Origin of the sequence: Gordonia oryzae (assembly GCF_003797185.1) — a bacterium.
In the GTDB taxonomy this organism is placed as follows: domain Bacteria; phylum Actinomycetota; class Actinomycetes; order Mycobacteriales; family Mycobacteriaceae; genus Gordonia; species Gordonia oryzae.
Genome location: NZ_RKMH01000015.1, coordinates 71,910 through 96,509, shown reverse-complemented (window position 1 = coordinate 96,509; position 24,600 = coordinate 71,910). Strand labels below are relative to the sequence as shown.

The window sequence follows — 24,600 nt, the reverse complement described above, 5'->3', positions numbered from 1 at the left end:
CACCATGCCTTCACCGAGCCCCAGGACGATCGCCACGCGTTCGGTGGAGGCGACGATGACGTCGGTGAGTTCACCGCTTTGCTGCTTCTCCCAGCCGAACTCGATACTGTGCCACGGCGCGGGAAGGTTGTCCTGCGGCAGAAATCCCAGAGCACTCCGGAGTTGCCACAGTGCGAGCACACCGATGACCGCGAGGACCCGCGTGAGCGTCGTGCCGCGCGGATCGGCGCCGCCGGCCTGGTGCTCCGTTGGCGACCGGGTGGCTCCGCCGAGGAGCTGGAGCCCAGGAGAAGAAAGTTGCCGTGACGGCGAGTAATGATGCGACAGTTCCGAAGCGGGCCGACGGTTGCGCTGAGCATGACGCAAAGTACCCTCGGCGGGTCTTGGATTCGCTACCGACATTCGCACTGTGTGATGGTGCATCGCGCGACGGTTCGGAGCCGGATGATTGTGGCGCTGAGTGAGTGCTCAGCGGCTTAGAACGCGCGATAGTCGCGCACGCTCATCCGGTTGCCCCGTCGCGGGGGACGCACGCCGTGTATCTCGATCATCCGGATGATCCGATAGCGGTGCCCGACATAGGGTTCGAGGAGTTCGAGCATGCGCGCGTCGTCCACCGGCTCGCCGATGAGCGTCTGCCCGACCGCCGACGGGATGTGGTAGTCGCCGACGGGCACCGCGTCGGCGTCGCCGACCGCACGCGCCCGGGTCTCGGCGACGGTCCACGGGCCGACACCGCGCAGGATGTCGAGCCGACCGACGTGCCGCTCCACATCAAGTGAGGTGGCGCCTCTGATGGTGCGCATCCGCACCGGCTCGGCGCCGCTGCGGTGCCAGTCCCACACCGGGATCGAGGGCCACAGCTCCTGTGGCGGCGGCACCCGCATGTCGTCTGGGACCGGCCCCGGCGCCCGGGAACCGTAGCGGCGCAACAGGTATCGCCACGCCCGCCAGGCTTCGGCACCGACCACCTTCTGTTCCAGAATGGCCGGCACGAGCGCTTCCCACACCCGCCCGGTGGCCCCGATGCGTAACCCGGGCGAACGGGCGACGAGTCCGGCGACCACCTCGTCGTGGACGGGCATCGCCTCGGGGGCGTCACCGCCGCCGAGCATCGCGGGCATCGATTCGAGCAGCCAGTCGGCGCCGTCACCCCACGCGCGGCCGACGATGCGCTCACCGTCGACACGCACGGTCAGGGTTGCCGGTCCGTCCGGGGTGTGACTCGCACGCCACACCGACCCGTCGCGACCGTAACGGAATGCGGGGTCACCACCGCCGCGCCGATGCAGTCCCAGCGTGTATCGCAGATCCAGCGGTCCCGGCGGTATCCACACCCTGGTGCGCTCGGCGTTCATTGTCCCTCGACTGTAGCCATCGTTCCCGACACTTCCAGCTCAGACGTACCGCCGCGGACGACGCGCTCGCGCGCACGACCCTCCGTGGACAGCGACGCCCAACCGCCCGCTACTCTCATCGGTGGCTCCGGTGTGCCCGGAGCCACCGACACAGGGGGGCACGTCATGCGCACCATGATCATCCGCAGTTCTCTGGCGGCCGCGGCGGCAACCACCTCGGTCCTGTTGATCACCGGCTGCACGACGTCGGGGACGCCGAAGGCCGCCGACGCGTCATCGGCACGTCCCTCGACGGCGTCGAGCACCGCGGCGACGACCAGCGGCGATCCCGCGAAGGTCAAGGCATTGGTGGTCACCGCTGCCGATCTCCCGGCCGGATTCACCCTCACCCCGCTGCCCGAGGATCAGTTCCGGCAAGCGGTGTCGCAGTTCCAGGGCACCACCCGCACGGCGACCATCACCCCGTCCGCGTGCGCCGATCTGCAGAAGCTGCCGGACGTGGATGCGTCGAAGCTCGGTGTTGCGGTCGCGACATCGAGGAGCGGCGGCATTCTCAGCGAGGGCCTCGCGGCGCAGTCGACCGACGTCGCCGCGGCACGGGCAAGAGCGACGGGACCCTGCAAGAACTTCTCGATCACGATCAACACCGGCGCTGCCGCGGGCACCACCGCGACCGCAACCAACACCGTGATAGCGGCACCGGCCACCCGGGCTGATCCGGACGACGTCCTGGTCCTGCGTCAGGACGAGAAAGTCTCCACGGCCGGCCCGGTCGTGACCGTGACCACCTACACCGGTTTCGCATCGGTGAACGGATACAGCGTCTCGGCCCTCTACACCGCGACCACACCGGGCTCGACCCCCGACGACTCGGCGTTTCGTCAGTTCTTCAGTGCGGCGGTGAACAAGGTGGCCACCAACGGCTGAGCGCTCCGCCGTCGAACACAACGAACGCGGCCCGTCCCGGTCAACGCCCGTGGTTCACCACCGGCGCGGACCGGGACGGGCCGCGTTCGTCGCGTGACTCAGAGATTGATCATGTGCCCGATCGCGCCGTGGAACGTTTCCTGCAGCGCTTCGCTCATCGTCGGGTGAGTGTGGACGTTACGGGCGAGTTCCCGCGCGGTGAGGTCCCACTTGTGGGCCAGCGTCAGCTCGGGAAGCATCTCGGAAACGTTGTCGCCCACCAGATGTCCGCCGAGGAGTTCCTCGGTCTCGGAGTTGGTGAGGAGTTTGACGAAGCCGGCGGTCTCACCGAGTCCCTGCGCTTTGCCGTTGGCGGAGAACGGGAAGGTCGACACGGTCACGTTGTAGCCTTCATCCTTGGCCTGTGCCTCGGTCAAACCGAACGAGGCCACCTGCGGCTGGCAGAATGTCGCACGCGGCATGAAGCGGTAATCGCCCAGCGTCATCGTCTCCACACCGGCCATCGTCTCGGCGGCGACCACGCCCTGTGCCTCGGCGACGTGTGCGAGTTGCAGCTTGGCGGTCACGTCACCGATCGCGTAGATGCCGTCGACGTTGGTGCGCATGCGGTCATCGATCGCGATGGCACCGCGTTCGGTGAGTTCGACGCCGGTCTTCTCAAGGCCGTAGCCGTCGACGCGAGGGGCGAAACCGACCGACATCAGGACCTTGTCGACGGTCAGTTCGCCGTCGTTGTCCTTGGCGTCCTTGTAGGTGACGGTCACGCTGTCACCGTTGTCGGTGACGGTCTGCACCTTGGTGGAGGTCAGCACCTTGACGCCGAGCTTCTTGTATTCCTTGGCGATGGCCTTGGAGACGTCGACGTCCTCGTTGGGCAGAACCCGATCGAGAAACTCCACGATCGTGACGTCGACCCCGTAATTGGCCAGTACGTACCCGAATTCCATGCCGATCGCGCCGGCACCGACGATCACGATCGACGTGGGCAGCTCACGGGTGAGGATCTGGGTCTCGTAGGTGACGACGTTGTCGCTCAGCTCGACGCCCGGCAGCAGCTTGACGGTCGATCCAGTGTCGATGATGAGGTTGTCCCAGGTGATCTCACGATCTCCCACCGTGAGAGTCTTCGCGTCCTGGAACACACCGTATCCGTCGATCTCGGTGATCTTGTTCTTCTTCATCAGGAAGTGGACGCCCTTGACGATGCCCTCACTGACCTTGCGACTACGGTCGAATGCCGAACCGAAGTCGAAGGAGACCTCACCGGACATACCGAAGGTCTTCGCCTGATGAGTGAAGATATGCGCCAGCTCGGCGTTCCGGAGAAGTGCCTTCGACGGAATACATCCGACGTTCAGGCACACACCGCCCCAGTACTTCTCTTCGATGACGGCGGTGTTCATGCCCAGCTGGGCGGACCGGATCGCGGCCACGTACCCACCCGGACCAGCACCCAGGACAACTGTTTGGAAGTGTTCAGCCACGGCCACCACCCTACGACGGCGTCGGGTATCGGCGCAGAGCGTCCCGGGTACTGGCCGGTAACCACCTCGAACGCCTCCGTTCTCCATCAATGATTGAATCAGTGACGGAGCTCTGCTTCGTTCGACGGGAATGGCACCGACACGCGCCCGGGTGACGCGCGAACCCCTGCTGATCGCCGCCGAGCGACTGTTCCTGACCGACGGCCCCTGATGCGGTGTCAGTGCGGGCCATGCGCACCGAGCCGGGGTCAATCCGACGGCCGTGCACCACCCCACTTCGGTTCCAAGGCCGACCTGGTGGCAGCACTGTTGGAGGACCGGTCGACGCCGCTGTCGCCCGATACCGTCGTGCAGCGAACTCGCCGGTCGCACCATCGCCGACGTCGTCGACATCGTCGTTGCCACGCTCGTCCGCCGTCGGGCCGATCCTGTCGGTCATCTACATTGGCAGTTGCCGACCCGCGTCGTCGACACCCATCACGACGCGGCCTGGATTCGCGTCGTTGATTCCGCCTGGACGACTGGGTGGATCTGCTCGTGCCACCGGCTCCCGGCCTCTACACCCGCGCCACGCGACGCCAGTGGGTGCTTGCGTTCACGCTGGTCCTCCACCGCTTCGGCGGGAATGGACCCTGCACGACGACGCCGTCACGGCGCTGCGGGCGTTCGTGGTCGCCGGACTCGGCGGACCGGTTGTCTCCAAGGAGCGGTCATGACCACCAACACCACTGCGCTGGACTCATCAGCGCTGGACTCATCAGCCGCGGACCCGTTCGCGCCCGCCCGTCTCGGATCGCTGCACCTGCGTAACCGCCTCATCACATGCGCGGCATTCGAGGGTCGCACCCCCGACGTCCTCGTCACCGACGGCCTGATCGACTTCCATCGGGAGGTCGACGTGGGTGGGGTCGAGATCAGCACGGTGGCCTATTGCGCAATCTTCCCGGAGGGCCGCACCGACTGTCATCAGATCTGGCTTCGCCCGGAGGCCGCGGCCGGACTGGTCTGGCCCACCGAGGCCCTTCATACCGACGGTTCTTGTGCGGCAGCATAATTGGGTCACGCCATCCCGGTCGCCAACTCGGTGTCCAATCGGGCCCGGGCGCTGGCCGCCTCACCGATCCCGGCGCCGATGGGGATGTCGATGGCGCGCTCCCCCACCGTCGAGGAAATCGCCGCGCTGCGCACCACATTTGCTCGCGCAGCACGCATCGCGGTCGATTCCGGCTTCGATGCACTCGACGGCGTCGGCGGCGTCGGCGGCGTCGACGCCCGGACACGTCGGTGGCGCGGCTTCACTGTCGAGCAGGCGTGCGCGGCGCCGCGGCTACCCGAAGCCGACGGATACCTCGACGCGATCGAACCCACCGCTGGCAGTGCACTTCTCAACCCGATGCAATCGTTCCACGAGCAGGCACCGCGGGCTGCATCCGCCGACGCCTCGCCGGACCCATGCGGTGGGGACTGTAGGCCGCAGGCCCACTCTTCCTCAAGCACTACCAGTACCAGCCCGGTTACCTGCTGCCGTTGGCACGCCAACTGCGGGAGTCGGTCGATCCACCAATCATCCTGCTCGGCGGCATCACCGACCGTGCCACCATGGATGCGGCACTCGCCGAGGGCTTCGACTTCCTCGCCATGATCCGCGCCCTACTCCGCTAACCCGATCTGCCACAACGGATCAGCGCCCGTCCGTCGACGACGTCGCAAGGCATCCACTGCAACCTGTGCATGCCGACGATCGACGCACGCACCGAGTGCCCGGTGCGCGCCGACCGATCGATCACCTCGTGAACACGCCGTCGCTTGTCCCGTCGTCGTAGTACTCGATCGTCATAGTCGGACCGTTGAACGTTACCTTCGAGATGGACCCGGGTTCGGCGTTTTCGTTGGTAAGTGTGAAGGTGTAGGTGTTGCCATCCCAGTGGCTCAGCTCGTGAACAATCTTGCCACCCGGCCCCATCGCCAGGACGAGCCCGCCACCCTGCTCGCGGACCTCGGCGGGTCCGTACACGGGGTTCTGAAAGGTGCCGACGTAATTGGACAATGGTTGTGCCGCGGCGGGATTGGTGGGGGCCGCCTGGCCTACGAGGGAGCCTGAGGGCTTGCTCAGCGCGGCGAATGCCTGACCGTAGAGCCCGGCCCAGTCGTGTGTGATCTCGCCGAACTGCACGAGGTCGGCGAACTCTCCGGTCAAGGTCTCCGCGGCACCGACAGGTGCGGCATTGGTCAGGACCACGATCCCCACGTTCGCAGAGGGCAGCACCAGGAAGTTGGTGGCGGCGCCGCTGGCAAACGCACCCGAGTGGCTGTACTGGGTCCGGCCACCCTCGGTGACTGAGGCGTTGAACCCGTAGCCGTAGAAACCGGCGCGGTCGGTAGGCTCGGCCGAGGGCGACGAAACGATCTGTGGGGAGATCGCGGGCGTCAGGGCGCCACTGGAAATGATCTGACGTCCTTGAGATGTGGTGCCCGATGCGAGCAGCATCGACAGCCAGTGGGTCAGGTCATTGACCGACGAGGACACCCCGCCGGCCGGCGTTTGCGCGTCAGGCTCACGCGGATACGGGGAGACCACCCACTTGCCATCGACCTTCACGTGGCCGAGGGCATGATTGGGACGAGTGGAGAAGTCCGCGTACCGCGAGCTGGTACGCGACATTCCCAGTGGCGCATAGATCATGTTCTGCGACAACGTAGCCCAGTCGGTGCCGGCTTTGTTGGCAGCCGAGACGGCAGCAGCGGTGAGACCGAAATTGGTGTAGTCGTAGGTGGAGCGAAACGGCGCAAGCGGTACGTACCGTAAGCGGCTGATGATCTCCTGCTGGTTGTAGCCGAGATCCTCGATCTTGTCGCCCGCATGCTCGGGAAGTCCCGATCGGTGGGCGTACATGTCGGCGATGGTGACATTGGTGCTGACATAGGGATCGGCGAGCGCAAACCCGGGATAGTTGGCGGCAACCGGAGTGTCCCAGCCCAGGACCTTGTCGGTGATCAAGCGGGCGATCACCGTCGAGCCGACCGACTTCGACACCGAGGCGAGCTGGAATACCGTGTCCGCATCGACCTTCGCCCCATTGGGCTCGCCGGTCACCCCGAACCCTTTCGCGTAGCGCACGTTGTTGCCCTCCACCACAGCGACCGCCATTCCGGGGATCTTGGTGGAGTTCATCAGCGTGGCGACGAGCCCGTCGAGCCGACCGACCGCGCTCGCCACCGCACCGGCCGGCAGCGGGACCGCAGCCTGCGCGTTGGGGTCCTCTTGCGTCGCCGAGGAGGACGATGCTTCCGGCGAGGTCGATCCGGCGTCGCAGGCGACCAGCAACGCGCACGCGGCGAGGAGCGCGAGGGTCGGCAGCGCCAGAGATCTGCTGCCGCGCAGGAGCTCCGCCCAACCTGGTACCCGAGCGCGCATGAGTGCCTCCTGGGTCGATGCTGCGGGTTGGCCCCACAACGGACAAAGCACCCTAACACCGGGATAGCCGGGTAGTTCGCGAATCAGGACAACCGTTCATCTCACCGTCCCGCCCGATGCATCTGTCTCACACCGACGCGCGCCGGGCCGCACTTCTCCACACTTCCCCGACCGATGTGCCGGGCATCAAGCCACCTGCTGCGAATGGCATATGGGTGCGGGAGGCAGTCGAGCTGGCAATATGCACGACCCGACGACCTGCACGCACACCGAGTGCCCGATAGTGGGACAAGACCGCCGCACTCGATGCGAATCCTTGACGGCGTCGATCGCGGCACCGCGATCACGCGCATCTGTTGTCCCGATCATCGCGGACACGGCCTCGTCCACTGGGGCACCGGAAGCCCTACCGACCCCGACGACCAAGCAGCCGGACCTGCGTTGAACCACTACCTGATTCCCCTGCACGCAGCATCGCCGGGAACGCCTCCGATGAGAGAGCCCCACGCTGGTTGAGGGGGCCAGCCGCTTGCGGCGAGCGTCGGGACCACCTGCTGCAGGGCTGATTTCGAACCGCTGTCGTCCCGACATCCTTCGGCTCAACAGGTCTCAAGGCTCGCCGGTGGCAATTCTCGGCACCTCGACCAACGGCCAGGTAGTGCCGAGCATCCCGATTGCCGGACACCTCGGCGATCAAGCCGGGAGGCGCCCGACATCAGCGGACGAGACGGACCGAATCGTGCAGTTCGCGGTCAATGCGTGAGCGCTCATGCGACGTGGGACGCGCCGGCTGCGGCCGGGTAGGTTGGCGAGGTGACCGACAGCAACACCACCACCTCCGTCGACGACCCGCATCTGTGGCTCGAGGACGTCACCGGCGACGATGCGCTCACATGGGTACGTGACCGCAACGCGCCCACCCTCGCTGAACTCACCGACTCGCACCGGTTCGCCCAGCTCGAAGCGCAGGCCCTGGAGATCCTCGACACCGACGAACGTATCCCCTACGTGCGTCGCCGGGGCGAGTACCTCTACAACTTCTGGCGGGACGCGGGGCACCCCCGCGGCCTCTGGCGGCGGACCACGCTCGAGCAATACCTCACCGATTCCCCGGACTGGGACGTCCTGATCGACGTCGACGCCCTCGCCGCGGACGAGGACGAGAACTGGGTGTGGAAATCGGCGACCATGAACCGGCCCGACTACGATCGCGCTCTGATCTCGATGTCGCGCGGCGGTGCCGACGCCGCGGTCGTCCGGGAATTCGACGTGGCAACCCGCAGCTGGCTCGACGACGGCTTCACGCTCCCCGAGGCGAAGTCGTCAATCTCCTGGATCGACCGCGACACCGTCTATGTCGGCACCGATTTCGGGGTACAACCCGACGGCGACGGATCACTGACCACCTCGGGATATCCGCGCGTCATCAAACGGTGGACGCGCGGCACGCCGGTCGCTGCGGCGCCGACGGTGTTCGCCGGCTCCGTAGACGACGTGGCGGTGCATGCCAGCTACGACCACACACCCGGATTCGAGCGCCATTTTGTCTCGCGCGCAACGGATTTCTTCAATGAGCTCACCTACGAGCTCCGCGGCATCGAGGAGATCCTGCTCGACGTGCCGACCGATGCCCATGTCAGCGTGCGCCACGATTGGATGTTCGTCCGTCCTCGTTCGGAATGGACAGTCGGGGGAACCGCGCACCCCGCAGGCACTCTGCTCGTCTTCGACTACCCGTCCTACCTCGCCGGGGAGCGCGATCACACGGTGCTGTTCACCCCGGACGCGCACACCAGCCTGCAATCGTTCTCGTTCACGCGCTCACACCTGATAGTGCTCACACTGCACAACGTGCACACCGAGGTAACCGTGCGCACCCTTGGCGACTGGAAGGTGGTGGAACAACCCGGGCTCCCCGAGATCGCGACCGTCTCGATCCTTGACACCGATCCCGACGACACTGACGAGGTGTTCTGGTCGGCGACGTCATTCACCGCGCCACCGAGCCTGCTGCACGGCGACAGCGGCACCGAGGTCACCGTGATCAAACAGACCCCGCAGTTCTTCGACGCGGAATCGGTGGAGGCCGAACAGTTCTTCACCCCGTCCGACGACGGCACCCCGATCCCGTACTTCGTCATCCGGCGCCGGGACGTGACCAGTGGCCCCACACTGCTCTACGGCTACGGCGGCTTCGAGAATTCGCTGACGCCGGGCTATCTGGCGCTCTCCGGACGCAACTGGATCGAACGCGGCGGCACCTATGTCATCGCCAACGTCCGTGGCGGCGGCGAATACGGCCCGACGTGGCACACCCAAGCCCAGAAGGCCGGTCGTCACCTGGTGTACGAGGACTTCTCCAGTGTCGCCAAGGACCTCGTCGCGCGTGGACTGACGACCCCGGCCCAACTCGGCGCGCAGGGCGGTTCCAACGGCGGCCTGCTCATGGGTGTCATGCTCACCCGATACCCGGAGTTGTTCGGCGCATTGGTGTGTCAGGTCCCCCTGATCGACATGCGCCGCTATCACCTGCTGCTCGCGGGCGCATCCTGGATGGCCGAGTACGGCAATCCTGACGACCCCGACGAGTGGGCCTACATCGGCGAGTACTCGCCCTATCAGAACCTCACACGCGAGAAGACCTACCCACCGATTCTGGTCACCACCTCTACCCGCGACGACCGCGTCCATCCTGGACATGCCCGCAAACTCGTTGCACGACTGGAGGAGTACGGTCACAGCGTCCGTTACTACGAGAACATCGAGGGTGGGCACGGCGGCGCCGCCGACAACAAACAAGCGGCCTTCAAGTCGGCACTGGCGTACGAATTTCTGTGGCGCACCATCGGATCGTCCCACCGATGAGCTGTCAGCCGTAGACGCGCCACCGCGCACGTGAACAACCCGCCGGCCCGCGCCGACGCAACGGCGGCAGGCAGGTGGTCGGCGGCACCTCGGAAACCGCACTCCGACGATGACACGGCACCCCCAACCTCATTGCTCACCTACGAGGTCACCGCATCCCATGCGGGCGTGCACTCCGAGGGTGTCGCCGAAGCCCTCGTCGTCATTCGGGCGGATACACCTCCGCAGACGCCGTCCGACCCGGCGGCGTGCGCGAGTGGGTCACCAACACCCGCTACGGGATCGCCGGCGGGCGCACGATCCCCAGTTCCATCGCAGGTCCCGGACACATCGCGGTGTCGGCGTGCCGGCGCGACGGCGGCGACACGCTGACCGTCACGACCGCTGTCGGTCTCCGGGCGCGCGCACTCGTGCCGGCGACGAACGCCGACCCACGCCCGTGATTCGCTAGGCTGAATCCATCGAAACGGACATCAGCGACCCGCACCACCCGATTCAGAAATCGCCTGATCCCGAGCCACCTGATACGAACTACATTCTTCAGAGGGGAATCACCTTCCATGGGAATCGACTACACCAAGCGACCGAAGACGCCTCCGTCCCCCCAACCGCAACCGGTCCCACCGACACAGCCATATCAGCAACCGCCGCAGGGTTACCCGAACCAGCCTGCTCCTCATCCGCCGGTCTCGTTGTCGAAGGTGACACTCACCAAGTCCGCGCCGAGCGTGTCGCTGACCAAGCAGGGTTCGGCGACCGGTCAGGTCCGGGTAAACCTCAACTGGACCACCGGCTCCCGGGGCGGACTGTTCAAGCGCGCCACCGGCGTCGACCTGGACCTCGCATGCCTGTGGGAGTTCACCGACGGCAGCAAGGGAATCGTGCAGGCTCTTGGCAACTCGTTCCAGGCGCCGTACCAGGGGCGGCCGATCATCTGGCTCGACGGCGACGACCGCTCCGGATCGAACACCGGCGGCGAGAACATGTACATCGACCTGTCGGCTTCCAACCGGATCCGTCGCGTACTGATCTTCGCCTACATCTACGAGGGCACCCCCAACTGGGCGAGCGCCAACGGTGTGGTGACCTTGTTCCCGGCGAACGGACCGCAGATCGAGGTGCGCCTCGACGAGGCCGATCAGGGCGCCATTTCGTGCGCGATAGCGCTGCTGGAGAATCGCGGAGGTGAGCTCGTCGTCAATCGCGAGGTGCGCTACATCCGTGGCTCCCAGTCCAAGGTCGACGAGGCCTACGGCTGGGGACTGAATTGGAAGGCCGGCCGCAAGTAGCGCTTGCCGTACCCGCATCACCTGACACACAGCTCGCTTCGTCACTGCTGCCCCGCTTCGGCGGGCACGCGCTGCTCGATGCGATCCGCGCGGCCCGCTCGGTGCCCGCGACCGAGTTCACCGGGATCTCTGCGCCAGAGCTGGACATCCCCGGTGATCATGATCGATCAGACGATGCCCAATCACCGCAATTTCATCCGCCGAAACAGCGACAGGGTGGGAGCCGAGTTCGCGTTCGGCGATCTGCTGGGCTCGGAGACCGGGTACCCGACGATGCGGATCGACAACAAGCTCACCGCAGTCGGCACGACGATTGCCGATGCCTTCGGGCACCCTCCTGCGCGGCCCGGGCCCATCTCACCTTGTCGTACATGCCACGGACGGCACTGTTCCGGCCGGGCCATTCCCCCGCGGTCCGCCCCCTGGTTCCCGGCGCGCCTTCGACGCGGCCTCGCCGGCCCCACCTCCCCACCCCGACCGCACGGTTGCGGCTGACTTGTTGCGACTCGAACGACTCGCCGGTGTCGGTGACGCCCGTCGATGACCTCGCACGCGCCGCGGCGACCTATCGGGCACAGGGTGCGCGCGCCGCGACCCGCGTCGTGAACTACCTCGGCGGACCCCGGTGACGTCTACGCCCCGGAGCTTCATTGGCTACTCGTTACAGTGTGACCGGCACCGGGAACCGAGATACCGCCGAATCGCCCGGACGGCGACCATCGGGTCCCACTGCTGCCCGGCGAGGCCGCGGGTGAGTGGATACCAGGCGAATCCGATCAGCGCCGAGCATGCGTGCCCGACGTTGGTCACGGTGATGTGAGTGAGTAGCGGGACGAGATAGATCACCGCACAACCGGCGATGTACACCCACCGCCACGGGCGGGCGATGCGATAAGCCAGCACTGCCGCGACCGCCGCCAGAAAGTAGCTGACGCCGACGTCGTGGATGCCGATGAGGTCGGCACTCGCATCACCGGAGACAATGGCACGCCGGAGCAATCCCTCGCTGACATATGTGGCGCCGACGTGCGCGCTGAAACCGACCACGACGAAACGTGTGGTGCCGAGCCACCGTTCGGCCGGGATCAGGAAGATGCAGAACAGGATCAGATACGGAAACCAGTACAAACCGTCGAGCCAGAACAAGCTCGCGAGGAGAACATGAAACGGATCCTTCTGCAGATTGACGATGTTGGTCGACTGATGACCGAGCACGTGGTTGAGACGCTCCGGCGACATCGAGTGCTGCAGGATGGTCGTCAACAGCAGAATCACGAGCCACACACAGGTCACGGGAGCCGAGCGGATTCGATCCCAGATCCACACTCCGGCGCTCGTTGGTCGGTCCACCTGGTCTCCCACTCGTCAGGCCCCGGTAATCAGTGTGCCGGTCGAGCGACGCTCGCGCCGGGGACCGGGACAACATTCAACGCGCGATGAGCCGCACCACGATGCCCAGCACGATCCCAATCGCCCCGGCGATCGCACCGATCGTCGCCCACCAGGTGAGGTCGTTGGCCAACGCATCGGTGGCCGCTCGGGTCAATGCGTTGCCGGTGGAGTGATTGACGAACTGGCGGTGGACCAGGGTCGTCGCGTTCAATGCCGCCAGCCAGCTCAGCAAGGCCGCCAGTAACCCACCCAGACCGAGTGCGATCAGCACCGTACCGCGTCGTCGGGCGATGAGCAGGGCGAGCAGGGCGGCGATCACCGCAATCGCGGTCGCTACGTATCCGATCGTCGTGATCTGTTGTCCGACTGTGTGATACCGACCGGCATCGAGCCCGCTACCCTCGGCCATCGGCACCTCGATCGTGCCCGGTACCGACGTCACGAACGGCAGGTTGGCGCTCTTGAGCGCCCGGTTCACCATCGCGGTGATGTCGAGTTGCATCTCCTGGGAGTTGCGCAAGGGAGCGGGATCGAAGAGCCAGGAATGCTGCTGTCGGACGAGATCTGCGAAGTCGGCGGGGAAGTCCGGTCCCTGCGTGTAACGCTTCGCGAAGGGTTCGATCAGCGTCGACGCTCCGGGCACGTTGACCCGGGAGGACACCTGGTCGGTGATCTCATCGGCGATGAACGCCTGCACCTGTGGGTCGTGCGCAAGCGGCGCAGCCACGTCGACGAAACCGTCGGCATCGATCACCCGCTCGGAGGCCCACATCGACGGCAGAGCGACAACGATGGCCACCATCGCGACAAGGGTCAGCAGCGCACTGAGAAACGTTCGCACCGGCACGAGGGTACCTGCCCAAACTGCCGATCCCTCACCCGTCAGGATTCACTCGTCGGCGATGAGCCTGGCCCGACCGACGATCAACGGATCGGGGGTGCCCACGAGCTCGTCGTTCTTGCCCTTGTAGTCGAACAGACTGAGCACATGACGCATCGCGTTGATCCGCGCGCGCTTCTTGTCGTTGCTCTTGACTACCGTCCAGGGCGCGATGTCGGTGTCGGTCTTGGCGAACATCGCCTCCTTGGCCGCACCGTAGGCGTCCCACTTGTCGAGCGACGCCAGGTCCATCGGGGACAGCTTCCACTGGCGGACCGGGTCGATCTGCCGGATCGCGAAGCGGGTGCGCTGTTCGAGCGGACTGACCGAGAACCAGAACTTCACCAGATTGACGCCGTCGTCGACGAGCATCTTCTCGAACGCCGGGACCTGATCCATGAACTGGTCGTACTGCTCGGGGGTGCAGAAACCCATCACCCGCTCGACGCCGGCCCGGTTGTACCAGGAGCGGTCGAAGAAGACCATCTCACCGCCCGCAGGCAGATGCTGCACGTACCGCTGGAAGTACCACTCGGTGGACTCCCGTTCCGAGGGCTTCTCCAGCGCGACGACCCGGGCGCCGCGGGGATTGAGATGCTCGTTGAACCGCTTGATCGTCCCGCCCTTACCCGCGGCGTCGCGGCCCTCGAACACCAGCAGGTGACGCTGGCCGGTCTGCTTGGACCATTTCTGCAATTTCAGCAGTTCGATCTGCAGCCTGCGCTTGGTCACCTCGTACTCGCGGCGACTCATCCGCTCCTCGTACGGGTAATCCTCACGCCAGGTGTCGACGACGTTGCGCTCGGGCAGCGTCAGCAGCACCGGATCGTCGTCGTCGTCGTCATTCACCTCGAACTGGGTGGTGTCGTGCAGATCGACGAGGCTCTGCAGCGCTTCGCGCCCGTTGAGCTTGCTGAAGTCGGGGCCCAGGGTCTCCAGGTCGTGTAACTCGGTCACGGATCAACGATATTCGGCGGTCACGAACGTCGCGTGTCGAAGAGGTGAACGAAGAGACCTCCAGATCATCTGCGAAATCAGACGGACCTGAACAGACCTGAGGAGTCGAACCCGCGAAATCAGTTGTGCAGGTCGATCGAGCCGTACTTGAGGCACGCCTTGCCGCTGGTGGTGTCGGCGGCCGCGGCGAAACCGCCCGAGCAGGCGACGCCGGGCTGACCAGAGTAGGCCTGGCCGCCCCAGCCGCCGATGGCGACGGAGTATCCGCCGACGCGGGCCTGGGCGACCGCGAGCGCCTTGGGGCCGGTCGTGATGGAGTAGGAGGTGCCGTTGGTGGTGGCTCCGGCCAGCGCCGACGAACCGGGCGCCTGGTTGATCGCGTTGGCGTTGCCGCCGCGGTCGGACACAGCCACCGCCGTACCCCCGCCGGTCTCCTGCGCGCTGGCGCTGCTGCCCACACCGGCGCGCGCGCCGCACCCGCTGGTGCCCCGAATCTGTTGCACCTCATGGCCATTCGTCGCATTGCAGATGACCGCCTGGGCGCCACCGCCACCGAGGCCGAGACCCCAGATCGCTCCCGCGCCGCCGACGGCGACAATCAGGGCTCGTGCCGCAAACCTATGAGAACGCAACGCGAATCGGCCTCCTCGCCGTATTGGGACGGCCATCTGGCGATAGCGGAAGTGCGGATCAGATGGTCGGACTGAGCACAGCGTACTCCCGTCGCCGACACCGCCGGACTCGGTCGCGCAACGGCATCTCTGGCCACCGACGGGCCGACCGGCACCGAACCACCCGGACACCAACGGGGCCTGATGATCGAAATCGGCAGGCCCCGTTGTGTTGTGACGTATGACTTCAGGCTTGTGCGCGGCGCTCCGACTCTGCGGTGAGACCTTTCTTGGCAGTCTCCACAGCCGTCTTCTGACCACGTTTGACGAGCATGCCGGGCAGCTTCACCTTGAGGTCGATTTCGAGCTCGAACTCGACATGCGAACCGTCCCCCGACGGCGTCACCGTGTACTTGCCCTGTTGCTCGGCCAGCATCTTGGACTCGATGAGACTCCAGGAGCAGGTGTTCTCGGTCCACGCGTACGAGACGGTCTGGTCGTCGTTGACGCCCACGGCCGCGACGGTCATGGTGACCTGATCGGGCGTGCCGTCGTCGTGTTCGGACACAATGGTGGCCGACTTGTGAGGGCCAGACCATTCCGGTAGCGATTCCACATCCATCAGCACCTCCATCACGACCGACGGGGGTGCGGCGACATCGAACTCGGTTCTCGCAGACACAGCCATGCGCAGAATCTACCGCGCGGTGCAGTGCCGCGGCAGGAGAACCTCGACGGAGCGGGCTCAATCCGGCGCCGGATCCTTCAGACCTCTCGGTCGACGAGGTTCAGCGGCCACGCCTCGTCGGGAATGTCGCGCACGCTACAGGCGATGTCGGTGGCGGTGAACCAGCCACGGAAGTGCAGGATCTCCCCGATCACCGGGTTGCGGACGGTGGCGTCACACCGGAACCGCTGACGTTCCTCATCCCACCCCTCGATGTACTTCATCTGAGCGCCGAACAGGCCCTTCATCCCGACCTTGGGCCCGCGGCCCAGCCAGCGCATCGGTCCGCTCTCCAGCAGCAGTTCACCGGCATCGGTCACCGACGGCTCGATCGGGTAGAGCAGTTCGGGTCCATCCCCGAAGTAGTCGACGAGGCCGGCGCGTCCGGCTACGAGCAGCGAATTCAGTTTGCGGGTCCCCGAGGAGTAGTCGAAGCTGCGCAACACGGCCAGATTCTCTCGACCCAATTCGTCGGTGTAGCAGTAATGCCCTTGGCTGAACGGCACCATCCGGCTGGTCTTCGACGGCAGCGCGTTTCGTTTGCCGTAGTACCAGAAAAACGGTGGCGGCAGCGCCGGGGTGATGTACACCGACTCGAGGATGCCGGTCCCGATCTGGGCGACGTTCGAGGTGGAGTCGATGCTGTAGCGCCACGCGATATTGGGGTGCAGTCGGTCGAAGTCGGAGCCGAGGACATCTCGGTACACCGGAGTCATCCCCCCACCACCTCCCGCAAATGTGTATCCCACGACACGTTTGAACGAAAAACCTACTATGTCGTCGTTCACATCGGGAGCCCGAGGTGGTCGGGGCCCGCGCGAATCAGTGCCCCACGGTAGGGGTTCAGTGTGCGGCGGCGTCGCAGAGGCGTGCGAGCTCACCGATGACCTGATCGAGTGGCGCCACGCTGCGCTGCGTCTGACACAGCCCGACGGCCCCCTCGATGGCGGCGACAACCAGGTTGGCCAGAGAATCCGCGCGCTCGGGGGCAACGCCCTCGGAGATCAACCGGGCTGCGATCAGCCGTAACCAGTTGCCGAAGATCTCGTCGGCCTCATCGGCGACGGATGGCTCCGAACGTCGGGCGAGACCGCCGGCGAGTACCGGGCAGCCGAACTGGAAGTCGGTGGCGACCAGCATCCGACGCCACACATCGCCGATCGCGGTGATGGCTTCGGCGGGTGAGCCGGGATGCTGAGCGCCTATTCGGGTGGCGATGAAGTCGCCCGCGTAGCGCACGGCTTCGGTCATCAACTGCGTCTTGCCACCCGGGAAGTGGTGGTAGATCGAGCCACGCGGGGCTGAGCTGGCCGCAATCACATCACCGATCGACGTAGCTGCCACACCATCCCTACCGAGGAGATCGGCGGCGTGCACCACCATGCGCTCGCGCGGTCCGCGCGAGCCGGTCTTGGTCGTCACGATGTCGGCGGCCTCGTCAGCCATCGGACCTCAACTCCTATGTCGACCTTCATCATCCGCCCCGTCTATGCAACCATACATAATCACGACGACGTCAACGAACCCATCGTCAACCACCACATCGACATCGGCGACCGCCAGGCGACCGCAAAGGGCATGGTGTTCGCCGCCGACGGGACGCTCGTCACGCACGGCACGACGACGCGCATCGCGTTCCGGCACCGCCGATCTCTTGGGATTGCCGGAATGCCTACTGCTGCAGCGGTATCCGCATCCACGGGCTGCTCGGATCGGTGAGCAGCATAGTCAGCACCGGACGCGTGCGCGCACAGGACTCGTCGGCCGCGGCAGCGGGGTCACGGGCATCCTCGGCCGACGCCAGCGCCCGACCCCACTCGAAGCCGAGCGCAAACGCCGTCCAGTCGGCGTAGCGTTGCTGCGCGCGCCGGCCCAGATCGATGATCGCCGCCCATGCCCAGGTCTCCTCGACCAGTCCCACGCGATGACACATCCGCACCAGTTCAACAGCCTGCCCGAGTTCCCACGCCGCGGTGCTGACCGGCACCTGCTGCGGCAGGGTTCGCGAGAGCGCGATGGCCTGCGCGACGGTGCGCACTCTGGCGGCGTCGCCACCACCGGCGGCGCCGATCGCGTCGGCAGCAGCCGGGTCGAGCCGCATCGCCGACCGCGGCGATCCCGGCTGCGTGTGCGCCAGTCCCGCGAGAACGGCGTCGTAGTCGGCGGTGACCAGTCCGAGGGCCAGTAGTTCGGTGGTGTCGACGACTGACGCGGTGTCGGTGATCGCCCACGCCCGACGGATGATCTTGCGGATCGAACGATCGCTCTCCGCCATCGTCAGGTGGTCGACGGGATCCGTCGACGTGGTGACGGCGAAGAATGCGCCACACGCCAGCCCGCGGAGCTGCTCGAGGGTTCCGGGGTGGCCGCTCCATCGGATCGGGCCACCGGTGGCCGGCGTCGGCGACGCCATCATGGTGGGCGGCGCGGCCATCATCGTCGGTGGCGTCGCGACCGCTCTGGGCGGCGCGGGGACAGCCGTCGGTGAGCTGGTCGCCGTGACCACGGTTGGCGAGCTCACCACAGAGTTCTCGGCACCACCGAATGCCGCTCGCAGCGCGGCGGCGAAGTCACGACATGACCGGTAGCGCTGCTCCGGGTCGATCGCGCGCGCACGGTTGATCACCTCCGCAACCTGCGGCCCGACCGCGCTCCCCAGCATGTCGATCGCGGTGCGGGCGAGTTGCGCCTGATCGTCGGCAGGTTGGGCCGACCCGGCGAGAACGAACCCCGTCAGGTATGGGTGGCGTTGCGCGTCGAGCAGGATCTCGCCGGCCCGCAGGTCGGAGTGTACGAGGCCCTGCGCATGCGCATGATCGAGGGCGTCGGAGACCGCCGCGACGATATCGACGACCGCATGCGGCGGCAGCGGCGTCCCGGATTGGGCGAGGAGGGCCCCGGCATCACTGCCGTCGATGTAGGACGTCGACACCCACAGAACCCCGTCACTGCCGCTGTCACCACCACCGTTGCCACTGCCACCCCGGTCGTGTACCGGGACGATATGCGGATGCAGCAGCGACGAGGCGATGTCGACCGCACGAGCGAATCGGGCGCGGGCGTCGGCATCGTCACCGACCGCGGAGTGCGGTAGCGTCAGGACATCGCGTCGGGGCAGCCTCGGATGATCGGCCAGATACCGCTCGCCGAGGGCACCGGAACCCAGCCTCCGCACGATCCGGTAGCCGACGAGGTCGTCGCCCACGGACAGAGTCGTCATGAGCAAGGACGCTACCGCAAGGCCAGTTCAGGAAGGACCTCCCGAAGCCGCCGTTGGTCCTCGACGCCGATCTCGAGGCCGCGGCTGAAATACCCCTCGATCCCGGCGTTCGCCACGTCCACCTCGGTGAAGGCCGCGTCGAAGTAGCCGGCATCCACACCCGGGTACCGGAAGCAACCAGGAGGTCGGGATAGCCACCGGGCTGCGGCAAAGTCGTCGAACACCGATCGACAGGCCGGGACGAGGCGCCGGTGGTGAGCAGATAGTCATGGTGGACAACGCCTTTCACCACGGCCATCAAGGCAAGAGGATGCCGCCGACCCGCCGGTCCAGCCCTTGCCGGTGGTGCAGCGAAACAGGGCGGGCGCTCGATGCCCGCCGAGGAGCGGACGACAGAGGGACCGATCGGACGAGCGCGCGCTGGGCAGCGGCGCCAGGTCATCGTAGGTGTCCGAGATCAGGTGCCGGGCCTTGCCGCCGGACAGTCCCTTACCGACCATTGCCACCGTCTTCGGATCCGATGTGAGGGCCCCGATGTGGGCCGGGATCGCCATGACCGAGTCGCCCAGCACGTCGAGGTGGATGTCGTCTGTGACGTCGTCGAGGTGGGGATCGGGCAACGCCTTGCGCTCGGCGGCCGACCGCAGATCGTGCGCGGGCCAGCACCTCGAGGTGCGGCAGGTCGGCGGTGGCCATCGCGGAGAAGTCCGTTGACCGGTGTAGCTGTCCCGACCGGATCGTCCGATTGTCGGCGGTCGTCCATCCGCCGAGCTCGCACGGATTGGCGGGGTCTGGACGGAACTGGAAGCACCCGGCGGCGAGGCCATCGCACGAGAATCCCCAACAGGCGCCCACCCGGAGGTCGGTCGCATCGGGCAATTTCACCTCTCGTTCGGATATCCTGAACGCCGTGGTCGAGAACTCCCCCTCCGGACGTCACCCCGGCGCCCGGATCCGCCGCGCACGCATGAAGAGTGGGGTGTCCCTTCGTGAGTTCTCCCGTCAGATCGGGATCAGCCCTGCGACGCTGAGCGCCACCGAGAACGAGCGGACAGGCATCAGTGTCGAACGACTCGAGACCATCGCCGCGGCGCTGGGCATCCACCCCTCAACACTGCTCGATGACGGCCCCCCACCCGGCTTCGACGAGCCGGGGAACACCGACGACGAGGCGGGCACCTCACGGGCGTGGCGCGACTTCGGCGGAGCCGAAGTCGCCGACCCGGTTCTCGACGCGGCACTGAGTTGCATTGTGGCCAAGGGATATCACGGGTGCTCCATCCGCGACATCGCCGACGCCGCAGGCCTGTCAGTGGCGTCGCTGTACCACCATCACGAGAGTAAGCAGGCCATGCTCGTCGATCTGTTCGACCAGACGATGACCGAGTTACTCGATCGCGCGAACGGAGCGCGGGACGACGCGGGCGGCGACCCCGTGCGCGCCTTCACCCTGATGGTGGAAAGCCTTGTCCTGTATCACAGTTACCGTCGACGATTGTCGTTTCTCGGCGCCACCGAAATGCGCAGCCTCATCGAGCCCAACCGGCGTCGGATCGCTGATCGGCGCATCGCGCTGCAACGCATGTTCGACACGGAGGTCGATCGCGCCGCCGCGCAGGGCCGGTTCGGAGCGCCGCGCCCCCGTGATGCCTCCCGCGCGGTCGTCGGACTGTGTATCGGCGTCGCCGACTGGTACGACCCCAGCGGCCCCGACACCCCCGAGCGGATCGCCGCGCTCTACACCCGGTATGCCCTCAATCTCGTCGGTGCACGCCCGTAGTTCAGCTAGATACACCCCAAATGTTCGGATATGCCGAACAGCGCAAGACGGTCTGCACCTCCCACCCCGACGTGATGGTCGCCGGTTCCACTGTCTGATCACAGTATTGACAGGTGCGAGACCAGCAGGCACCCTTAACGTGACCGATCGTTCGCTCAGCCTTGCTTGGGCATCGAGCACTCCCACCGAGAGGACCCACCCGTGACCGCATCCGAGAAGACGCTGCAAGGACGCACCGCCATCATCTCCGGCGGCAGCCGAGGAATCGGTGAGGCCATCGCGGTCCGGCTGGCCCGCGCGGGCGCCAACATCACCCTGCTTGCCAAGACCGCCGATCCGCATCCGAAGCTTCCCGGCACCATCTACACCGCGGCGCAGGCCATCGAAGAGGCCGGGGGACAAGCACTGCCGATCGTCGGCGACATCCGTGACGACGAGCAGGTCGCCGATGCCGTCACCGCGACCGCCGAACGCTTCGGCGGAATCGACATCGTCATCAACAACGCGAGCGCACTGAACCTCACCGCCACCGCCGAGATCGACATGAAGCGTTACGATCTCATGCAGGACATCAACGCGCGTGGCGCATTCTCCTTGTCCCGCAGCGCAATCCCTTATCTGCGCAAGTCTGACCACGCCCATGTGCTGACCCTGTCGCCGCCGATCTCTCTGGAGCCGCACTGGTTCGACGAGATCGGCACCGCCTACACCGTGTCGAAGTTCTCCATGACGATCGTCGCCCTGGGCCTGTCACGAGAACTGGCCGCCGACGGCATCGCGTCGAACTGCCTGTGGCCGCGCACCACCATCAACACCGCTGCCGTGCGGAACATCCTGAGCGAGAAACTGATCGCCCGCAGCCGCAGCACCGAGATCATGTCCGACGCCGCCTACGCCATCCTGTCGAAGGACCCGGCCGCGGCCACCGGCCAGTGCTACATCGACGACGAGGTGCTCTCAGCCAATGGGGTGACCGACTTCGCAAAGTACCGGTCGGTGGACAGCGACGACGAGCTGGAGCTCGATTTTTGGACGACTCGCAGGTGATCAGCTAGGGCTCTGCGGCATGGCGCAGACGCCGTCTACGCACACCGCTCCGGCATCACCGAGCATCGCCAACACCGTTGTTGGGGAGCCGGTGTCGGCCTCAGTGGGCGACCAGACGCCTTCGCCGATCCGCTCCTCCTCAGGCATCAGCGTGCTCCCGCGCAACCGTGCGCAACGCATCGGCGAAGGTCTCGGGCGCCTGTGCACCCGAGAGCCCGTACCGTCCGTCGATCACGAAGAACGGGACGCCACTGATCCCGTACGCGCGGGCCTGCGCGATATCGGCGGCCACGGAGCCGGCGAAGGTGCCGTCAGTCAAAGCCTGTAGCGCGTCGTCACGGGCGAGTCCGATCTCGCCGGCGAGATCGGCGAGGTCGGTAGCCCGTCCCACATGCCGACCCTCGGTGAAGTACGCGCGAAATAACCGCTCCACCATGTCGAGCTGGCGCCCGTGGGCCTTCGCGAAGTGCAGTAGCTCGTGCGCCTTGACCGTATTGGTGTGCTGCAACGCGTCGAAGTCGTAGGTCAATCCCTCATCGGCGGCGATCGCAGTGACATGCGCGAGCATCTGCGCGACGTGATCGCGGGCAATACCCTTGTGGCCGACCAGGAAATCGACCTCGGTGCCGTCGAAGTCTACCGGGGTGTCGGGAGCCAGCTCGAAGCTGTGATAGGTGACGGTGACCCGATCGGCGAGGCCCGATTCGGAAAGACCGGCCTCGAACTTCCGCTTCCCGATATAGCACCACGGGCAGGCAATGTCGGACCACACGTCGACGGGGATCGTTGAACTCACGAGCGGTTCAACCGTCATCATCGGGAGCGTATTCCGGGCCGCACGTGAAACTGCCGCAGACGGTCGGCTGCTGGCGCGACGTTCGGCGGAATCTGCCCACAACGCCGAAGGCCGGCCACCCTGTACGGGTGACCGGCCTTCGTACTGTCGAACGTCAGAGGGAGACCGGGCTCAGAAGCCCATGCCGCCCATCTCGTCGCCACCTGGCATTGCCGGGGCCGGGTTCTTCTCCGGCTTGTCGGCCACGACGGCCTCGGTGGTGAGGAACAGCGCCGCGATCGAGGCTGCGTTCTGCAGCGCCGAGCGGGTGACCTTCACGGGGTCGTTGATGCCAGCGGCGAGCAGGTCCTCGTAGATGCCGGTACCGGCGTTGAGGCCGGTGCCCTTCGGCGAGTTGAGGATCTTGTCGGCGACGACGCCCGGCTCGAGGCCGGCGTTGAAGGCGATCTGCTTGGCCGGAGCCGAGAGCGCAACCTTGACGATGTTGGCACCGGTTGCCTCGTCGCCCTCCAGCGAGAGTCCGTCGATGACGGGCTCGGACTGCAGCAGGGCCACGCCACCACCGGCGACGATGCCCTCTTCGACGGCAGCCTTTGCGTTGCGGACTGCGTCCTCGATGCGGTGCTTGCGCTCCTTGAGCTCGACCTCGGTGGCCGCGCCGGCCTTGATGACCGCAACACCGCCGGCCAGCTTGGCCAGGCGCTCCTGCAGCTTCTCACGGTCGTAGTCCGAGTCGCTGTTCTCGATCTCGCTGCGGATCTGCGCCACGCGACCGGCGATCGCGTCGGCCTCGCCGGCACCGTCGACGATGGTGGTCTCGTCCTTGGTCACCACGACCTTGCGAGCGGTGCCCAGCAGCTCGATGCCCGCACCCTCGAGGGACAGGCCGACCTCTTCGCTGATGACCTCGCCACCGGTGAGGATGGCGATGTCGGCCAGCATGGCCTTGCGACGGTCACCGAAGCCCGGAGCCTTGACGGCGACGGACTTGAAGGTGCCACGGATCTTGTTGACCACCAGGGTCGAGAGGGCTTCGCCCTCGACGTCCTCGGCGATGATCAGCAGCGGCTTGCCGGCCTGGATGACCTTCTCCAGCAGCGGCAGCAGATCCTTGACGGTCGAGACCTTGCCCGAGACGAGCAGGATGTAGGGATCCTCGAGGACCGCTTCCTGACGATCGGCGTCGGTCACGAAGTAACCCGAGATGTAGCCCTTGTCGAAGCGCATGCCCTCGGTGAGCTCCAGCTGCAGCCCGAAGGTGTTGGACTCCTCGACGGTGATGACACCTTCCTTGCCGACCTTGTCCATCGCCTCGGCGATGAGCTCGCCGATGGACGGGTCGCCCGCGGAGATGCCGGCCGTCTGAGCGATCTGCTCCTTGGTCTCGACCTCCTTGGCGCTCTTGAGCAGCGACTCGGTGACAGCCTCGACGGCCTTCTCGATGCCGCGCTTGAGGCCGAGCGGGTTGGCGCCGGCGGCGACGTTGCGCAGACCTTCACGCACGAGAGCCTGGGCCAGAACGGTGGCAGTGGTGGTTCCGTCGCCAGCGACGTCGTCGGTCTTCTTGGCAACTTCCTTGACGAGCTCCGCGCCGATCTTCTCGTACGGGTCCTCGAGCTCGATTTCCTTGGCGATGGAGACGCCGTCGTTGGTGATGGTGGGGGCGCCCCACTTCTTCTCCAGGACGACGTTGCGACCCTTGGGGCCCAACGTCACCTTGACAGCGTCGGCGAGGCTGTTGAGGCCCCGCTCGAGGCCGCGGCGGGCCTCTTCGTCGAACGCGATTTGCTTGGCCATGGGTAAGTGATCCTCCGATAGGGGGTGACACTAGGTTTCGTATGGCCGGAACTCG

Annotated in this window: 24 protein-coding genes and 1 pseudogene; 9 read left to right on the top strand and 16 right to left on the bottom strand. The window is 66.1% G+C overall.

Annotation, left to right across the window (positions count from 1 at the left end):
- The first annotated feature begins 78 nt into the window (after window positions 1–78).
- The gene (locus EF294_RS21560) at window positions 79–306 is read left to right on the top strand and encodes a hypothetical protein (RefSeq protein WP_185091144.1); all 228 of its coding nucleotides are present in this window, start codon (window positions 79–81) and stop codon (window positions 304–306) included.
- Between the two features lie 170 nt (window positions 307–476).
- On the opposite strand, the gene EF294_RS17880 is transcribed toward EF294_RS21560, so the two are convergent.
- Window positions 477–1,358, bottom strand: coding sequence for a DNA-3-methyladenine glycosylase family protein (locus EF294_RS17880; protein ID WP_123932309.1), 882 nt, complete (start codon window positions 1,356–1,358; stop codon window positions 477–479).
- A gap of 165 nt (window positions 1,359–1,523) precedes the next feature.
- Between EF294_RS17880 and EF294_RS17875 the strand changes: the two genes are divergently transcribed.
- Complete coding sequence (locus EF294_RS17875; RefSeq protein ID WP_123932308.1) at window positions 1,524–2,285, top strand: hypothetical protein; 762 nt, start codon at window positions 1,524–1,526, stop codon at window positions 2,283–2,285.
- A gap of 98 nt (window positions 2,286–2,383) precedes the next feature.
- Here EF294_RS17875 and lpdA read toward each other — a convergent pair whose 3' ends face one another.
- Window positions 2,384–3,769: a dihydrolipoyl dehydrogenase gene (gene lpdA, locus EF294_RS17870; protein ID WP_123932307.1), complete on the bottom strand. Its 1,386-nt coding sequence runs from the start codon at window positions 3,767–3,769 to the stop codon at window positions 2,384–2,386.
- A 712-nt stretch (window positions 3,770–4,481) separates the two neighbouring features.
- Between lpdA and EF294_RS17860 the strand changes: the two are divergent.
- A pseudogene (locus tag EF294_RS17860) lies at window positions 4,482–5,563 on the top strand (beta/alpha barrel domain-containing protein).
- On the opposite strand, the gene EF294_RS17855 reads toward EF294_RS17860, so the two are convergent.
- Window positions 5,553–7,184 carry a serine hydrolase gene (locus tag EF294_RS17855; RefSeq protein ID WP_123932306.1) on the bottom strand — a complete coding sequence of 544 codons (1,632 nt, stop codon included), beginning with the start codon at window positions 7,182–7,184 and terminating at the stop codon, window positions 5,553–5,555. The pseudogene EF294_RS17860 and the gene EF294_RS17855 overlap by 11 nt on opposite strands.
- A gap of 813 nt (window positions 7,185–7,997) precedes the next feature.
- On the opposite strand from EF294_RS17855, the gene EF294_RS17850 reads away from it, so the two are divergent.
- From EF294_RS17850 to EF294_RS17845, 3 genes are all read left to right on the top strand, one after another.
- Window positions 7,998–10,049: a prolyl oligopeptidase family serine peptidase gene (locus EF294_RS17850; RefSeq protein WP_123932305.1), complete on the top strand. Its 2,052-nt coding sequence runs from the start codon at window positions 7,998–8,000 to the stop codon at window positions 10,047–10,049.
- Window positions 10,050–10,297: 248 nt separating this feature from the next.
- Complete coding sequence (locus tag EF294_RS21260) at window positions 10,298–10,492, top strand: hypothetical protein (RefSeq protein WP_148083266.1); 195 nt, start codon at window positions 10,298–10,300, stop codon at window positions 10,490–10,492.
- 117 nt (window positions 10,493–10,609) lie between these two features.
- The gene (locus tag EF294_RS17845) at window positions 10,610–11,338 is read left to right on the top strand and encodes a TerD family protein (protein ID WP_123932304.1); all 729 of its coding nucleotides are present in this window, start codon (window positions 10,610–10,612) and stop codon (window positions 11,336–11,338) included.
- 654 nt (window positions 11,339–11,992) lie between these two features.
- Here EF294_RS17845 and EF294_RS17835 read toward each other — a convergent pair.
- The 7 genes from EF294_RS17835 to EF294_RS17805 form a co-directional block, all read right to left on the bottom strand.
- Complete coding sequence (locus EF294_RS17835) at window positions 11,993–12,700, bottom strand: rhomboid-like protein (RefSeq protein WP_123932303.1); 708 nt, start codon at window positions 12,698–12,700, stop codon at window positions 11,993–11,995.
- A 64-nt stretch (window positions 12,701–12,764) separates the two neighbouring features.
- Complete coding sequence (locus EF294_RS17830; RefSeq protein WP_246007935.1) at window positions 12,765–13,571, bottom strand: hypothetical protein; 807 nt, start codon at window positions 13,569–13,571, stop codon at window positions 12,765–12,767.
- A gap of 48 nt (window positions 13,572–13,619) precedes the next feature.
- On the bottom strand, window positions 13,620–14,567 hold the full coding sequence (ppk2, locus tag EF294_RS17825; RefSeq protein WP_123932301.1) for a polyphosphate kinase 2: 948 nt from the start codon (window positions 14,565–14,567) through the stop codon (window positions 13,620–13,622).
- A gap of 119 nt (window positions 14,568–14,686) precedes the next feature.
- The gene (locus EF294_RS17820) at window positions 14,687–15,199 is read right to left on the bottom strand and encodes a DUF6764 family protein (protein WP_123932300.1); all 513 of its coding nucleotides are present in this window, start codon (window positions 15,197–15,199) and stop codon (window positions 14,687–14,689) included.
- 226 nt (window positions 15,200–15,425) lie between these two features.
- On the bottom strand, window positions 15,426–15,866 hold the full coding sequence (locus EF294_RS17815) for an SRPBCC family protein (RefSeq protein WP_123932299.1): 441 nt from the start codon (window positions 15,864–15,866) through the stop codon (window positions 15,426–15,428).
- A gap of 77 nt (window positions 15,867–15,943) precedes the next feature.
- Window positions 15,944–16,621 carry a DUF4166 domain-containing protein gene (locus EF294_RS17810; RefSeq protein ID WP_123932298.1) on the bottom strand — a complete coding sequence of 226 codons (678 nt, stop codon included), beginning with the start codon at window positions 16,619–16,621 and terminating at the stop codon, window positions 15,944–15,946.
- Between the two features lie 127 nt (window positions 16,622–16,748).
- Window positions 16,749–17,351 carry a TetR/AcrR family transcriptional regulator gene (locus EF294_RS17805; RefSeq protein ID WP_123932297.1) on the bottom strand — a complete coding sequence of 201 codons (603 nt, stop codon included), beginning with the start codon at window positions 17,349–17,351 and terminating at the stop codon, window positions 16,749–16,751.
- Window positions 17,352–17,366: 15 nt separating this feature from the next.
- On the opposite strand from EF294_RS17805, the gene EF294_RS22610 reads away from it, so the two are divergent.
- Window positions 17,367–17,624, top strand: a complete 258-nt coding sequence (locus EF294_RS22610; protein ID WP_123932296.1) for a hypothetical protein — start codon at window positions 17,367–17,369, stop codon at window positions 17,622–17,624.
- On the opposite strand, the gene EF294_RS17795 is transcribed toward EF294_RS22610, so the two are convergent.
- The 3 genes from EF294_RS17795 to EF294_RS22600 all read right to left on the bottom strand — a co-directional run bounded on the left by EF294_RS17795 (window position 17,578) and on the right by EF294_RS22600 (window position 19,745).
- Entirely contained in the window at window positions 17,578–19,125 is a 1,548-nt protein-coding gene (locus tag EF294_RS17795) for a DUF1266 domain-containing protein (protein WP_123932295.1), read from the bottom strand. The genes EF294_RS22610 and EF294_RS17795 overlap by 47 nt on opposite strands.
- Window positions 19,126–19,136: 11 nt before the next feature.
- A complete protein-coding gene (locus EF294_RS22605; protein WP_342774364.1) occupies window positions 19,137–19,283 on the bottom strand; it encodes a hypothetical protein in 147 nt (48 codons plus the stop codon).
- A gap of 108 nt (window positions 19,284–19,391) precedes the next feature.
- Window positions 19,392–19,745 (bottom strand): hypothetical protein, encoded by a 354-nt coding sequence (locus tag EF294_RS22600; protein ID WP_342774363.1) that lies wholly within the window; start codon window positions 19,743–19,745, stop codon window positions 19,392–19,394.
- 290 nt (window positions 19,746–20,035) lie between these two features.
- Between EF294_RS22600 and EF294_RS17785 the strand changes: the two genes are divergently transcribed.
- Together EF294_RS17785 and EF294_RS17780 are read left to right on the top strand one after the other, a co-directional pair.
- Window positions 20,036–20,905, top strand: a complete 870-nt coding sequence (locus EF294_RS17785) for a TetR-type transcription factor C-terminal domain-containing protein (RefSeq protein ID WP_123932294.1) — start codon at window positions 20,036–20,038, stop codon at window positions 20,903–20,905.
- A 201-nt stretch (window positions 20,906–21,106) separates the two neighbouring features.
- A complete protein-coding gene (locus tag EF294_RS17780; RefSeq protein WP_123932293.1) occupies window positions 21,107–21,952 on the top strand; it encodes an SDR family oxidoreductase in 846 nt (281 codons plus the stop codon).
- Here the strand turns inward: EF294_RS17780 and EF294_RS21555 are convergent, their stop codons facing one another.
- From EF294_RS21555 to groL, 3 genes are all read right to left on the bottom strand, one after another.
- On the bottom strand, window positions 21,953–22,099 hold the full coding sequence (locus tag EF294_RS21555; RefSeq protein WP_185091143.1) for a hypothetical protein: 147 nt from the start codon (window positions 22,097–22,099) through the stop codon (window positions 21,953–21,955).
- Window positions 22,092–22,748 carry a DsbA family oxidoreductase gene (locus tag EF294_RS17775; RefSeq protein WP_425459450.1) on the bottom strand — a complete coding sequence of 219 codons (657 nt, stop codon included), beginning with the start codon at window positions 22,746–22,748 and terminating at the stop codon, window positions 22,092–22,094. The genes EF294_RS21555 and EF294_RS17775 overlap by 8 nt, the downstream gene beginning before the upstream one ends.
- A gap of 171 nt (window positions 22,749–22,919) precedes the next feature.
- Window positions 22,920–24,545 carry a chaperonin GroEL gene (gene groL, locus EF294_RS17770; protein ID WP_123932291.1) on the bottom strand — a complete coding sequence of 542 codons (1,626 nt, stop codon included), beginning with the start codon at window positions 24,543–24,545 and terminating at the stop codon, window positions 22,920–22,922.
- Between the last annotated feature and the right edge of the window lie 55 nt (window positions 24,546–24,600).

Excerpts from the sequence above, each read along its gene's own strand:
- EF294_RS17880 (WP_123932309.1), bottom strand. The coding sequence starts at position 1,358 with ATGAACGCCGAGCGCACCAGGGTGTGGATACCGCCGGGACCGCTGGAT.
- EF294_RS17875 (WP_123932308.1), top strand. The coding sequence starts at position 1,524 with ATGCGCACCATGATCATCCGCAGTTCTCTGGCGGCCGCGGCGGCAACC.
- EF294_RS17855 (WP_123932306.1), bottom strand. The coding sequence starts at position 7,184 with ATGCGCGCTCGGGTACCAGGTTGGGCGGAGCTCCTGCGCGGCAGCAGA.
- EF294_RS17845 (WP_123932304.1), top strand. The coding sequence starts at position 10,610 with ATGGGAATCGACTACACCAAGCGACCGAAGACGCCTCCGTCCCCCCAA.
- EF294_RS17815 (WP_123932299.1), bottom strand. The coding sequence starts at position 15,866 with ATGGCTGTGTCTGCGAGAACCGAGTTCGATGTCGCCGCACCCCCGTCG.
- EF294_RS17810 (WP_123932298.1), bottom strand. The coding sequence starts at position 16,621 with ATGACTCCGGTGTACCGAGATGTCCTCGGCTCCGACTTCGACCGACTG.
- EF294_RS17805 (WP_123932297.1), bottom strand. The coding sequence starts at position 17,351 with ATGGCTGACGAGGCCGCCGACATCGTGACGACCAAGACCGGCTCGCGC.
- EF294_RS22610 (WP_123932296.1), top strand. The coding sequence starts at position 17,367 with ATGTCGACCTTCATCATCCGCCCCGTCTATGCAACCATACATAATCAC.
- EF294_RS17795 (WP_123932295.1), bottom strand. The coding sequence starts at position 19,125 with ATGACGACTCTGTCCGTGGGCGACGACCTCGTCGGCTACCGGATCGTG.
- EF294_RS21555 (WP_185091143.1), bottom strand. The coding sequence starts at position 22,099 with ATGCCTGAGGAGGAGCGGATCGGCGAAGGCGTCTGGTCGCCCACTGAG.
- groL (WP_123932291.1), bottom strand. The coding sequence starts at position 24,545 with ATGGCCAAGCAAATCGCGTTCGACGAAGAGGCCCGCCGCGGCCTCGAG.